The sequence below is a fragment of the Streptomyces sp. PsTaAH-124 genome (genome assembly GCF_000373685.1).
GTDB classification, from domain to species: Bacteria; Actinomycetota; Actinomycetes; order Streptomycetales; family Streptomycetaceae; genus Streptomyces; species Streptomyces andamanensis.
On the sequence record NZ_KB892202.1, the window covers coordinates 169,329 to 182,446 of the forward strand.

At 73.8% G+C, this 13,118-nt stretch carries 11 protein-coding genes; 2 read left to right on the forward strand and 9 right to left on the reverse strand.

The window, feature by feature from the left end; genetic code table 11:
• Positions 1–23: 23 nt before the first annotated feature.
• From cobT to B086_RS0130720, 6 genes are all read right to left on the reverse strand, one after another.
• On the reverse strand, positions 24–4,064 hold the full coding sequence (cobT, locus tag B086_RS0130695; protein WP_018570264.1) for a nicotinate-nucleotide--dimethylbenzimidazole phosphoribosyltransferase: 4,041 nt from the start codon (positions 4,062–4,064) through the stop codon (positions 24–26).
• Positions 4,065–4,409: 345 nt separating this feature from the next.
• On the reverse strand, positions 4,410–5,660 hold the full coding sequence (gene cbiE, locus B086_RS0130700; RefSeq protein WP_018570265.1) for a precorrin-6y C5,15-methyltransferase (decarboxylating) subunit CbiE: 1,251 nt from the start codon (positions 5,658–5,660) through the stop codon (positions 4,410–4,412).
• A gap of 125 nt (positions 5,661–5,785) precedes the next feature.
• Positions 5,786–6,424 (reverse strand): GNAT family N-acetyltransferase, encoded by a 639-nt coding sequence (locus tag B086_RS0130705; protein WP_026252936.1) that lies wholly within the window; start codon positions 6,422–6,424, stop codon positions 5,786–5,788.
• Positions 6,425–6,562: 138 nt separating this feature from the next.
• Positions 6,563–7,402 carry a MetQ/NlpA family ABC transporter substrate-binding protein gene (locus tag B086_RS0130710; RefSeq protein ID WP_018570267.1) on the reverse strand — a complete coding sequence of 280 codons (840 nt, stop codon included), beginning with the start codon at positions 7,400–7,402 and terminating at the stop codon, positions 6,563–6,565.
• Positions 7,403–7,507: 105 nt separating this feature from the next.
• A complete protein-coding gene (locus B086_RS0130715) occupies positions 7,508–8,245 on the reverse strand; it encodes a methionine ABC transporter permease (protein ID WP_018570268.1) in 738 nt (245 codons plus the stop codon).
• Positions 8,242–9,276, reverse strand: a complete 1,035-nt coding sequence (locus B086_RS0130720) for a methionine ABC transporter ATP-binding protein (protein ID WP_018570269.1) — start codon at positions 9,274–9,276, stop codon at positions 8,242–8,244. Before B086_RS0130720 ends, B086_RS0130715 begins: the two co-directional genes overlap by 4 nt.
• A gap of 589 nt (positions 9,277–9,865) precedes the next feature.
• On the opposite strand from B086_RS0130720, the gene B086_RS0130725 reads away from it, so the two are divergent.
• Both B086_RS0130725 and B086_RS0130730 read left to right on the forward strand, forming a co-directional pair.
• On the forward strand, positions 9,866–10,225 hold the full coding sequence (locus B086_RS0130725) for a hypothetical protein (RefSeq protein WP_026252937.1): 360 nt from the start codon (positions 9,866–9,868) through the stop codon (positions 10,223–10,225).
• 1 nt (position 10,226) lies between these two features.
• Positions 10,227–10,694, forward strand: coding sequence for a hypothetical protein (locus tag B086_RS0130730; RefSeq protein WP_018570271.1), 468 nt, complete (start codon positions 10,227–10,229; stop codon positions 10,692–10,694).
• A 40-nt stretch (positions 10,695–10,734) separates the two neighbouring features.
• On the opposite strand, the gene B086_RS0130735 is transcribed toward B086_RS0130730, so the two are convergent.
• From B086_RS0130735 to B086_RS0130745, 3 genes are all read right to left on the reverse strand, one after another.
• Entirely contained in the window at positions 10,735–11,232 is a 498-nt protein-coding gene (locus B086_RS0130735) for a GNAT family N-acetyltransferase (protein ID WP_018570272.1), read from the reverse strand.
• Positions 11,233–11,277: 45 nt separating this feature from the next.
• A complete protein-coding gene (locus B086_RS0130740; protein WP_018570273.1) occupies positions 11,278–11,784 on the reverse strand; it encodes an RNA polymerase sigma factor in 507 nt (168 codons plus the stop codon).
• A gap of 75 nt (positions 11,785–11,859) precedes the next feature.
• On the reverse strand, positions 11,860–13,098 hold the full coding sequence (locus B086_RS0130745; protein ID WP_018570274.1) for a glycerophosphodiester phosphodiesterase: 1,239 nt from the start codon (positions 13,096–13,098) through the stop codon (positions 11,860–11,862).
• Between the last annotated feature and the right edge of the window lie 20 nt (positions 13,099–13,118).

Below are 13,118 nucleotides of genomic sequence, written 5' to 3' on the forward strand. Positions count from 1 at the left end.
CCGCCCGGCTCAGGACTCCCGGGTCACTTCTCGGTGACGCCCGCCGAGTCGAACGTCGCCACCTCGTGCATCGCCCGCGCCGTGCTCTGCACCAGCGGCAGCGCGAGCAGCGCGCCCGTGCCCTCGCCCAGGCGCAGGTCCAGGTCGACCAGGGGGCGCAGACCGAGCTTGTTGAGGGCGGCGACATGGCCCGGTTCGGCGCTGCGGTGCCCGGCGATGCAGGCGGCCAGCACCTCCGGGGCGATGGCGCGGGCCACCAGGGCGGCGGCGCCCGCGCTGACCCCGTCCAGGATCACCGGCGTACGCAGCGACGCGCCGCCCAGCAGCAGACCGACGATGGCCGCGTGCTCGAAGCCGCCGATCGCGGCGAGCACGCCGATCGGGTCGGCCGGGTCGGGCCGGTGCACGTCGAGGGCGCGGCGGACCACCTCGGTCTTGTGGGCCAGCGTCTCGTCGTTGATGCCGGTGCCGCGGCCGGTGACCTCGGCGGGGTCGACGCCGGTGTAGACCGAGATGAGGGCGGCCGAGGCGGTGGTGTTGGCGATGCCCATCTCGCCGGTGAGCAGCGCCTTGTTGCCGGCCGCCACCAGGTCGCGGGCGGTCTCGATGCCGACCTCGATGGCCTTCTTGGCCTCCTCGCGGGTCATGGCGGGCCCGGTGGTCATGTCGGACGTGCCCGCGCGCACCTTGCGGGGCAGCAGGCCCGGGGTGGCCGGGAGGTCGGCGGCGACGCCCACGTCGACCACGCAGACCTCGGCTCCCACCTGGTTGGCGAAGGCGTTGCAGACCGCTCCCCCGCCGAGGAAGTTCGCCACCATCTGGGCGGTGACCTCCTGCGGCCAAGGCGTGACGCCCTGGGCGTGCACGCCGTGGTCACCGGCGAAGACGGCGACGGCCGCGGGCTCCGGGATCGGCGGCGGGCACTGCCGGGACAGGCCGGACAGCTGGGCCGAGATGATCTCCAGCATGCCGAGCGCACCGGCCGGCTTGGTCATGCGCTTCTGCCGCTCCCAGGCCTCGCCGAGCGCCTTGGCGTCCAGCGGCCGGATCTGCGCGACGGTCTCGGCGAGCAGGTCGTGCGGGTCCTCGCCGGGCAGCGCGCGCCGCCCGTACGTCTCCTCGTGCACCACCCAGGACAGCGGGCGCCGCTTGGACCAGCCGGCCTGCATCAGCTCGGGCTCGTCCGGGAACTCGTCGACGTAGCCGACGCACAGGTAGGCGATGACCTCCAGGTGCTCGGGCAGGCCGAGGGTGCGGACCATCTCCCGCTCGTCGAAGAAGCTGACCCAGCCGACTCCCAGGCCCTCGGCGCGGGCGGCGAGCCACAGGTTCTCCACGGCGAGCGCCGCGGAGTACGGCGCCATCTGCGGCTGGGTGTGGCGGCCCAGGGTGTGCCGGCCGCCGCGGGTGGGGTCGGCGGTGACGACGATGTTCACCGGGGTGTCGAGGATGGCCTCGATCTTCAGTTCCTTGAACTGCTTGGCGCGGCCCTTGGGCAGCGACTTGGCGTACGCCTCGCGCTGCCGCTCGGCCAGTTCGTGCATCGCCCGGCGGGTGTCGGCGGAGCGGATGACGACGAAGTCCCAGGGCTGGGAGTGGCCGACGCTGGGCGCGGTGTGGGCCGCCTCCAGCACCCGGAGCAGCACCTCGTGCGGGATGGGGTCGTCGCGGAAGCCGTTGCGGATGTCGCGGCGTTCGCGCATCACCTTGAGCACGGCCTCGCGCTCGGCGTCGTCGTAGCCGGGCGCGGCCGGTCCCACGTGCCGGGGGGCCTCCGCCTCGGGGGCGGGGCCGTCCTCCGGCTGCCCCTCGGCGCCCTCGGCGACCTCAGCAGCCTCGGCGGCCCGGTGCTCGTGCTCCTCGTGTTCTTCCTGACCGGCGCCCCGGGTCTCCAGGTCGTCCGCCTGCTGGACCACCTCGGGGTCGGGCTCGACGGGGGCGGCGGTCGCGGCGGTGGCCACGGGCTCGGTGTCACCGGAACGGGGCGCCGGGACCGCCACCACGGGTTCCTGCGGGACCTCGGCGACAGGCTGTGGCACCGGCACCTGGACCGGCTGCGGCGCAGCGGGCGCTTCCTGCTCCGGTGCGGCGACGGGCGACTGCTGCGGGGCGGCGGGGGGCTGTTCGGCGTGGGGGGCGGCCGACAGGGACTCGGGTTCGCCGGTGGACGGGAGCTGGACATCCGGGGCCGGGGCCGGGGCCTCTGCGGTGGGGGCGGCGTCGGGTTCCGAAGCCTGGGTGGGTTCCGGGGCCTGGGAGGCTTCCGGTGCCTGAGGCACTGCCTGGGCCTCAGACACGGCGGGCGCCTCGGGGGTGACCGGCTCGGTGACGGCCCCGGGAGCCGGGGCGTCGGCGACCGGGGCGGCCTGGGCCTGGTCCGGTCGGGCGGCGGGCGCGACGGCGGAGGCGTCGGCCGGGGCCTGGACCTGGGCGGTCTCCTCGGGGGCGGGGACCAGCTGCGGAGGGCCGTCGACGGCTTCGGGCGCCTGGGTGTCCTCGGGCGCCTCGGCTGCCTCGGGGATCCGGGCTTCCTGGTTCTGGGTGCCGGTCTCGGCTTCCGGGTTCGGGGTGGCGGCATCGGCGGGCTGCGGGGCGGGGGCCGTGACCGGCTGTTCCTGCTCGGCCGTGTGCTCGGCCGTGTGCTCGGCCGTCTGTTCTGCCGTCTGTTCTGCGGACGCCTCGGGAGCACCGGGGTGCGGTACCTGCGGAGGTACGGCCTCGGCCTCGACGGGAGCGGCCGGGGCCTGCGCCGGTGCCGGTACGGGCTCGACGGCCTGCTCGGGCTCCGGGGCCGCCTCGGCGGGGACGGGCTGATCCGGGGCGGGCGCCTGCTCGGGCGCGGGGACCGGCTCTGCGGCGGCCACCGGCACGGGAGCGGGAGCCTCTACGTGCCGGCCGGGCTCGGGCACGGCGGACTGCTCGGGTACAGCGGTCTGCTCGGGTACAGCGGTCTCGTCGAGCGCGGGCTGCCCGGCCGCCGCTTCGGGCGCGGGCACGCTGTCCGCCACCAAAGCGGCGGGCGCGACCTGCTGTGTCTCGTCCTGCTGGGCCTCGGCCGGCTGCTGAGGCTGCGCGGCGGCCTCCTCGGTCCCGGCGGGCTCGGGTGCCTGACCGGTCGTCCGGACCTGTGCGTCCGGCGCGGCGGGGTCCGTCCCGGCGGGGACGGCGACGGCCTCCTGCGCCGGTACGCCCTCGGCGGCGGTGTCCTCGGCGGCCCCGGGGGTCTCCGGTACGGGCGCGGGCTCGCCCTCGGGCGCCGGTTCCGCGCCGGGACCCGGCGTGACGGCGACGGCCTCGGGCGCCGCCTCGTGCTGTTCGGTGGGTTCGTGCTGTTCCGGCTGCTGCGCCTCGGGGGCGTGCCCCGCCTCCGCGGGGGCGTCCGGGGCCGGGGCCGGTGCGCCCGCCTGGGCGGTGAGCCGGGCGACGGCGGCCTGGGCCGGGCCGACCGGCTCGGCGTCCGGAGCGACCGTGTCACCGGCCGGGGCCGCCGCGGGCGCCTGCGGTGCCGTAGGAGCAGCGGTGGGCGCGGCCGGGGCGCCCCAGGGGGCGGCGCCCTGCGGGGCGCCGTGCAGGCTCACGGCGGGGGCCGGAGCCGCCTGCGCCGCGTCGAGGTACTCGGGCCCCGGGACAGCGGGGGCCGGGCCGGACTGCCGGACCGGCGCGTCGGCCGGGCCGCGGTCGGCCAGCGAGCGCACCGGGCTGGCGGAGGCGTCGGGGGTCGGCGGGCCGAGGTGCAGCGGCCGGCGCGGGGCCGGTGCCGGGGCGGCCGGCTGGGTCGCCAGGGGGTCGGGGTGCAGGACGCCGCTCAGGTCGACCGAGCCGCTGTCGCGGCCGGACGTCTCGTGCGGGCCCGGCTGGTGGACGGCCTCGACGACCGGTTCCGGGGCGGGCGGGGGCACTTCGTTGCCCCACGCGCCCTGGGAGCCCGGCAGCAGCAGGTCTTCGTCCTCGGCGGGAGACTCGGAGAGGTAGGTGTACGCGCCGTGTGCGGGGACGCCCGGCTGTTCCACCATGCCTGCGCTCTCCGGCAGTCCCTCGCCCGGAACCTGGCCGGTGTCGGTCATGCGTACCCCTCGCCCATCGGTTAGTGCTCCTACGACCAGCTCACCGGGAACGGCGCACCGACCGCCCCCCAGTGAAGAACGAGCGTCCGTGCCCAGCGGCACGAACGACCCACCCAAAAAAGGCGACAAAGCCATTGAGTGGCATTGTCGCGGTCGTCCGCCCGCCGTGACAGCGTCTTCCGCCACGGCCCGCTGTGGACTGCGCCACGTTGCGCGTCCTCCGGTTGTGCCGTACCGCACCCCCCGCACAACGGGTGGGTTTTCCGGACATTGAGAACGAAGCTCCAGAGCCCCCAGTGCGGTACAACGATCGGCCAGCCTACCGCGCGCGGTCCGACAATCCGATCACGGGGCGTGGTCCGCGACCCCGCTGAGCAGGAACGCGACGCTCCGCTCCGTCTCCGTCCAGGCGCGGGTGTCGAGTTCGACGGCCTGGAGCAGGGCGCACTCGACCTGGTACCCGTGTTCGGTCAGCCCGCGGCCGACGCGTTCGGCCGTGTCGCGGTTGGCGGCGTGCGCGACGATGCGCTGCGGGCGCCGGTCGGCGACCGCGTCGACAACGGCCGCTCCCCCGCCGCCGACCCGTACGACGTCCGGTTCGGGCAGGTTCTCCAGGACGTGCGGGGCGGTGCCGTGCACCACCTGCACCTGGACGCCGAACCGGCGGGCGGCGGCCTCGGTGCGGGCGCAGGCCTCCGGGTCGCGGTCGACGGCGATGACGGCGGCGCCGGCGCGCGCGGCCTCGGTGGCGAACGCGCCGCCGCCGCAGCCGATGTCCCACACGAGGTCGCCGACGCGCGGGCCGAGCCGGGCCAGTTGCGCGGCGCGCAGCAGCTCGGTCTCGCCCTCGCCGAGGGGTCCGTCGTAGGCGTCGGCGGGCCGGGTCCAGCCGCGCACCGGGTCGGCCGGATCGCGTCCGGCGATCCAGCCGCCGTCCCCGGCGCCGATGCGGGCCCCGTTGCCGCCGGTGCCGCCGGTGCCGCCGATTCCGGCGATTCCGCCGATGACAATGACGACGTTCGGGTCGCGCCAGGTGTGGTCGGCGGCCTTGTCGGAGGTGACGACGGTGACCTGTTCGCGCTCGGTGCCCAGTTCCTCGCAGATGACGAAGGTGCGGTGCACCCCGTCGAGGAGCAGGCCCAGTTCGGCGGGGCCGGCGCCGGGTGCGGTCAGTACGGCGACCTTGGTGTGGGCGCGGCATACGTTCACCGCGCGGCGCAGGGTGCGTTTGTGGGCGACGACCACCTGGGCGTCGTCCCAGGGCATACCGGCGCGGGCGAAGGCGGCGGCCACCGAGGAGACGGCGGGGGCGACCTCGACCTCCAGGCCGAACTCGGGGTCGCGCAGGGTGCGGACGACGCCGAAGAAGCCGGGGTCGCCGTCGGCGAGGACGACGGCGGTGCCGCGGTGCCCGGCGATGCGGCGGGCGGCCAGGGCGACGCTGCCGAGGCGGATGCGCTCGGCGGCGGGGGGTACTTCAGGGAGCGCCAGGTGGTGCGCCGCGCCCGCCACGAGGGTGGCGGCGCCGAGCGCGCCGCGCGCCGCCTCGGTCAGCGGCGTACCGTCCCAGCCGATCACCGTGACCCGGTCGGCCATCGTTGTCAGTCTCCAGGGGGTGAAGCGGGTCGTCACGGGCGACGCCCGTGTGCGGGCTCCGTGAGGTTACCTGGTGCGGCGCCGGGACCGCGCGGTGGGCGGCGGGGCGGTGCGGCGCGGCCGGGTCAGTTCCAGTCAGGGAACGACGTGAAACCGCTGCTGTCGGCGAGTTCCTCGTCGGTGCCGTCCAGGTCCTCCGGCAGCAGGCTCCACACGATGAAGTCGGTGCGTACGTCGGTCCAGGTGCCGTCCTGGGTGCGCAGGTGGGCTATGCAGGCGTTGCGCAGCACGCCCTCGCTGATGCAGCCGATCTTCTGGGCGACCTGCTGGGAGGCGGTGTTGTCGGCGGCGGTGCGCAGTTCGATGCGTTCGAACTTCTGGTCGCCGAAGAGCCACTGGGCGGTGGCCAGGGCGGCTTCGGAGGCGTAGCCCTCGCCGCGCGCCCAGGGGGCGATGATGTACGAGAGTTCGGTGGCGCGGACGTGCCAGTCGGTCTTGGCCAGCTGGACGACACCGACCAGCCGCTGGGTGAGGAACTCGGTGACCGCGAGGTCGAGCCCGCGGCCCGCGGTGCGTTCGGCGGGGGCGTAGCGGCCGATCCAGTGGCGGGCGGACGCCTCGGTGAAGGGCTGGGGGATGTCGGTCCAGGCCGCGACCTGTTCGTCGTTCATCATCGCGGCCAGCGCGGGGACGTCGTCCTCGTCGAGGGGGCGCAGCACCAACCGCTCCGTGCTGATGGAGATGTTGGGGAAGGTGCTAGTCATGGCGCCGCTCCGTAACCTTCGGAAATACCGTCAGGGCCTGCTGAACTGCCCAGCATGCAGCATCGGCGCCCCCGGACGCACCACGGGGTCCGCCCCCTGTGCGGAAGCGGACCCCGGGTGCGGCGGTGCCGGGACGGATCAGAACGCCGGGACGACGGCGCCGTCGTACTTGTCCTCGATGAACTTCTTGACCTCGGGCGAGGTGAGGAGCTTGGCGAGCTTCTCGACCCGCGGGTCCTTCTCGTTGCCCTTCTTCACGGCGAGGAAGTTGGCGTACGGGTTGCCCTTGGCGGACTCGGCGGCCAGGGCGTCCTTGGCCGGGCTGAGCTTGGCCTCCAGGGCGTAGTTGCCGTTGATCACCGCGGCGTCCACGTCGCCGAGGGAGCGGGGCAGCTGGGCCGCCTCCAGCTCCTTGAACTTCAGGCCCTTGGGGTTGTCGGTGACGTCCTTGGGGGTCGCCTCGTACCCGGCGCCCGCCTTCAGCTTGAGCAGGCCGTTGGCTTCCAGGAGCTTGAGCGCGCGGGCCTCGTTGGTGGTGTCGTTGGGCAGCGCGATGCTGGCGCCCTGCTTGAGGTCCGTGAGCTTCTTGTAGGTCTTGGAGTAGACGCCGAGCGGTTCCAGGTGCACGGTGCCGCCGGGGACCGGGACGATGTCGGTGCCGTTCTTCTTGTTGAAGTCGTCGAGGTACGGCTTGTGCTGGAAGTAGTTGGCGTCGACCTGGCCCTGCTGGACGGCCGTGTTGGGGGTCACGTAGTCCGTGAACTCCTTGACCTCCAGCTTGAGGCCGGCCTTCTGCGCGAGGTGGTCCTTGACGTAGGTGAGGATCTCGCCCTGCGGGGTGGGCGTGGCGGCGACGGTCAGCGTGGCGTTCGCGTCGCTCTTGCCGGAATCGGAGTCGGAGCCGCCGCAGGCGGTGAGCCCGAGGGTGAGGGCTCCGGCGGCCAGGACGGCAGAGGTGATCTTGGCGGTGTTACGCACGAAAAGTGCCTTTCCTTGGGTGGTGCGGCCCCGTAGGGGGTGAACGGGGAGTCGGGTGCGCGTACGAGTGCGAGTACGGGTGCGGGAGCGGCGGCGGCTGAGGGGTCAGGCCGCCTTGCTCACGTCGGCCGTGGCGGAGCCGCCGGAGCGCAGCAGCCGCAGCCGGGGCGCCGGTCCGGACCGGCCGCCGCGCCGGTGCAGGGAGCGGGCGGCGAAGTCGCCGGCGAACTGGATCAGCGAGATGACCACGGCGAGGATGCCGACGGTGATCCACATCAGCTGGGTCTCGAAGCGCTGGTAGCCGTAGCGGATGGCGATGTCGCCGAGGCCGCCGGCGCCGACCGTGCCGGCCATCGCGGTGTAGCCGATGAGGGCGACGACCGTGGTGGTGGTGCCGGAGATCAGGGACGGCAGCGACTCGGGCACGAGGACCTTGCGCACGACCGTCCAGGTGTTGCCGCCCATGGACTGCACGGCCTCGACGAGCCCGCCGTCCACCTCGCGCACGGAGGTCTCCACCAGCCGGGCGAAGAACGGGATGGCGCCGATGGCCAGCGGCACGATGGCGGCGTCGCGGCCGATGGTGGTGCCGGTGATCCAGCGGGTGAAGTCCAGCAGGGCGACGATGAGGATGATGAACGGCATCGAGCGGGCGACGTTCACCACCTGGCCGATCACCTTGTTGGCGAGGAGGTTCTGGAGCAGGCCGCCCCGGTCGGTGAGGACCAGCAGGACGCCGAGCGGGAGACCGCCGACGACGGCGATCACCGTGGACCAGCCGACCATGTAGAGCGTGTCCCAACACGCCTGGGTCAGCAGCGGGTGCATCTCGGACCAGGTCATCGGACGCCTTCCTTCACCAGCGGGTCGGCCTGGCCGACGACGTCGATCTGTAGACCCTGCTCGCGCAGGAAGCCGACCGGTACGACGTTGTCCTCGTAGCGGCCCGGCAGCTCGATGCGCATCCGGCCGACCTGGAGACCGCCGACGGTGTCGATGGCGGCGCCGAGGATCGATATGTCGATGTTGTAGGTACGGGACAGCTGGGAGATGACCGGCTGGGTGGCGGCCTCGCCGTGGAAGGTGACGTCCAGGACGGTGCGCTCCTCGCCGGTGGCCTCGCCGCCCACCGGGAACAGCGCGGAGGCGAGCTGGGAACCGGGGGTGGCGAGCAGTTCGCTCACGGTGCCGGACTCGACGACACGGCCCCGCTCCATCAGCGCGGCGGAGTCGCAGATCGACTTCACGACGTCCATCTCGTGGGTGATCAGCAGGACGGTCAGGCCGAGCTGCTGGTTCAGGTCGCGCAGCAGCTGGAGGATGGAGCGGGTGGTCTCCGGGTCGAGCGCGCTGGTGGCCTCGTCGGAGAGCAGCACCTTGGGGTCGCCGGCCAGGGCGCGGGCGATGCCGACACGCTGCTTCTGGCCGCCGGAGAGCTGGGCGGGGTAGGCCCCGGCCTTGTCGGCGAGGCCGACCAGGTCGAGCAGTTCGAGCGCCCGGCGGGTGCGCTCCCTGCCGGTCCTGCCGAGGATCTCCAGGGGCAGTTCGACGTTGTCCCGCACGGTGCGCGAGGAGAGCAGGTTGAAGTGCTGGAAGACCATGCCGATCCGGCTGCGCGCCCGGCGCAGCTCCTTGCCGGCCCGCGGTCCGCGTCCGGCGAGGGCGGTGAGGTCCTGGCCCGCGACGGTGACCGTGCCGGAGGTGGGCCGCTCCAGCAGGTTGACGCAGCGGATCAGCGAGGACTTGCCGGCGCCGGACTGGCCGATGACGCCGTACACCTCGCCTTCGCGGACGTGCAGGTCGACGCCGTCGAGGGCGGTGACCTCGCGTCCGCGTGAGCGGTAGACCTTGGTGAGGCCCGATGTGGTGATCACGAGTGGTTCCGTCACTGTCGAGTGCGCGGCGCGTCGTGGGCGCCGGGCACGGCGTTCATGGTCGGGTGCGGCCGGAACGCGGCACTTGCCCCGCTCTGGGCGGGGGAAACGTGCGCACGGAGGCACGGGCTCGGCCGTCCGCGCCCAGGGGCGGGCGGAGGACAGGAGCGGGCGCTCGCTTCGGGGCGCGAGGCTCAGGTGGTGCAGGGGCCCTCTAGAAGGCGCACATTCGACGCGCGGGACACATACAACGAGCACCGGGCGTCATCGTCGCCTCGGTCGCAGGGATGCGGCAGCTCGTCGTGGTCATGCGATCAGTAAACCAGACCGACGCTGCTGACACGGCACCCTCGTCCGCATCGTGGACGTTCATGGACGCCCTCCGGCGGCGACCGGCTCAGGCCCGGCGCACGCCTGTGACCAGCGGGGACGGGCTCGGCCCGAGGTCAGGCGGGACGGCGTGCCGGCCGGTGCGCCCGGTGCGCTGTGGCCAACGCCACGGCCGCGCGGGCGGGGCGCCGGGACCGGCCCCGGGCGGGGGCGCCGGGGCGGGCGCGGTGGGGCCTTCGCCCCGTAATAGGGTCACAGCATGCTTGCTGCCCTGACGCTGGTGACCGGCGTCGCCGCGTTGCTGCTCGCCGCCTGGTGCGGCTGGGCCGCCCACCGTGACCAGCCGACGAAGGACTGGCACTTCATCGGCATGGCCGTGGTCACACTGCTGGCCCTGGTCCAGCTGGTGATCGGGATCGTGGCACTGGCGCGGGGCGAGAAGCCGGACCAGGGGACGACGATCTTCGTGGCGTATCTGCTGGGCGCCTTCGCCTGCGTCCCGGCGGCCGGGTTCATGTCGCTGACGGAGCGCACCCGCTGGGGTTCGGTGACGGTCGCGGCCGGCGGTGTGGTCCTCGCCGTCCTGGAAGTACGGCTCTACGACATCTGGGGAGGCTGAGATGACCACGGCCGAGGAGAAGCAGACCGGGGAGAAGCAGACCGGGCCCGCGCGGACCCGGCTGATCAGCGGACCGGGCATCCTGCTCGTCTGGCTGTACGGCGTGATGGTCGTCGGCGCGGTGTCCCGCTCCGCCTACCAGATCGCGACCGACTTCGGCCGCGCGCCGCTGGCGTACACGCTGTCGGCGGTGGCGGGCCTGGTGTACGGCTTCATCACGTACTCGCTGGTGCGCGGCGGCGAGAAGGCCCGTACGGCGGCGCTGGTGTGCTGCGCCGCCGAACTGGTGGGTGTGCTGACCGTCGGGACCTGGACGCTGGCCGAACCGTCCGCGTTCCCGGACGCGACCGTGTGGTCCGACTACGGCGCCGGATACCTCTTCATCCCGGTGCTGCTCCCGCTGTCGGCCCTGTACTGGCTGCGCAAGGCCCGCAGGCAGGAGCAGACGGCCGCCGCCTCCACCGCCTGAACCGCCCGCGCCGCCCGGTCCCGGGCGGCCAGGATCTGTCCTAGGCGGTCGCCACGTAGGTCCCGGCCGCCTTCTCCAGGAGGATCATCGGTACGCCGTCGGGGGCGTCGAAGGCGCCCACCGTGCGGTAGCCGACGCGCCGGTACAGCCGCAGGTTGCCCTCGCTGCGGCGGCCGGTGTGCAGCCGGAACCGGGTGACCTGGCGCTCCTCGGCCAGGGCCGCCTCGACCGCGCCGAGCAGCCGGGCGCCGATGCCGTGCCCCTGGAGGCGGGGGTGGACGCAGAGCTTGCCGATGTCGGCGGCGCCGTCCTCGGTCACCCGCCCGCGCACCGAGCCGACCACCTCGTCACCGAGGCGGGCCACGAAGACGCACTCGTCGGCGACCTCGTGGCGCAGCGCGTCCAGGGTCTCGACGAGCGGGTCGATGCGGTAGTTGCCGTACAGCGCCGCCTCGCTCTGGAAGCACAGGTACTGGAGCTTCAAGATCTGCTCCGCGTCCTGCTCGGCCGCCTCCGAGATGGTCACGCTCATGCCCATGTGCGCACGCCTCCCGCTCACCTGATCACCTGTCGTCCCCCACTCCTATCCCCGGGCTTGTCGCGCCGCAACCTCCGGAGCCAGCAAACGCCGTAGACATCCCAGACATCTGGAACGTTCCGGTCCGAGACTGCCCTGTGAGATACCCAACTCCCCCGCGATCTCCCGGTAGGTGAGGTCCCGCGGGGACAGCAGCGCCTCCAGCAGCCGGGGGCAGCGGCCGGGCAGCCGGCGCACCGCCTCGCGCAGGGCGCGCTCCCGCGCGGCGGCCAGCGCCATGGGTTCGGGGCCGCGCTCGCTGTCCTCGGCGGGCTCCGGGCCGTACGGCCGCTCGACGCTGACGGTGCGTCGTGTCCTGCGTGCCTCGGAGCGGACCGCGCGGCGCAGCCAGTTCCCGGGGTCGCGGGGCGGCCCGTCCGCCTCCAGGTGCTCCAGCAGCCTGAGCCAGACCGCCTGTTCCAGGTCGCCGGGTTCCGTACCGGCGGCATGTGCCTCCGCCGATGCCTCGGCGACGAGCAGCGGGCGCAGGGCGGCGAGCAGGTCGTCTGTCATATGCGGCACGACGCGGCCGCCCCGGCGGCGGGTTGCCGGGGCGGCCTGCGTTCACACCGACGAGGGCGGGCCGGGTCAGCGGTTGACGGACCGTCCGGCCAGGAAGTCCTCGCGGGCGAGGAGGCCGGTGTCCGCGTTGTCGGTGAAGATGCCGTCGATACCGGTCGCGAAGTATTCCTGGAACAGTCCGAAGGAGTCGCCGTAGGCGTCCTTGGCGGTGCCCTTGCGGAACTTCGGCGGCAGGAACGGGTTCTCGTTGCGCATGGTGTAGGGGTGCAGGACCAGGCCCACGGCGTGCGCGTCGCGCACCAGGGTGCTGGGCCGGCCGAGGTTGCCGTCGGCCTCCTTGGGGATGACCAGGTCCACGGTCGGGCCGATGCCCTGCGCGTAGCCGGCGATCTCCCGCAGGCCCTTGGGGGTGATGAGGTCGGCGACCGTGCGCGGGTCGCCCGCCTCGACGAAGTCGTACGGGCGGCTGCCCGCGTCCGACAGCAGCACGGCCAGCGGGTTGTCCACGAGCCGGTTGAGCCGCTGGATGCTGGTCGGCTCGAAGGACTGGAGGATGACCGGCGAGTTCCGGCCGTCCTTGCCGTACTTGCGCAGCAGCTTCGCCACCCGCTCCTCCAGGCCGAGGCCCAGCTTGCGGAAGTAGGTGGGGTGCTTGGTCTCGGGGTAGATCCACACCTGGCGGCCGCGGCGGCGGGTCTGCTCGTCCTGCCACTTCAGGACCTCTTCGAAGGTGGGGATCTCCCAGCGTCCGTTGTAGAGGGTGTTGTGCGGGCGGTTGGCCGGGATGCGCTCGACCGCGCGCAGCCGCTTCAGCTCGGCGAGGGTGAAGTCCTCGGTGAACCAGCCGGTGGTGGGCACCCCGTCGAGCACCTTGGTGGTCTTGCGGCCGGCGAACTCCGGGTGGTCGGCGACGTCCGTGGTGCCGCCGATCTCCGGCTCGTGCCGGCACACGAGGTGGCCGTCGCGGGTGGGCACCAGGTCACCGGCCTCGACGACATGGGCGCCGAGGTCGAGGGCGAGCTCGTAGGAGCCGAAGGTGTGCTCGGGCCGGTAGCCGCTGGCGCCCCGGTGGCCGATGACCGTCGGCACGGGCAGGCTCTTCAGGCCGCCCCGGTGGCCGGCCGGCCGCGCGGCCGCGCCCCGCTCCGGTCCGCCCTGCGCGGCGCTCGCCGTGCCCGGCATGCCGAGGACCGCTCCGCCGGCGCCGAGCACCGCCGCGCCGAGCAGCGCCCGGCGCCCGGTCCCGCCCGTGCGCTCGCCGGACTCGCGCGTGTCCGCCTGCCGTTCCGGCTGCTGCCTGCCCATGAACCGCCTCCTGGTCTCGT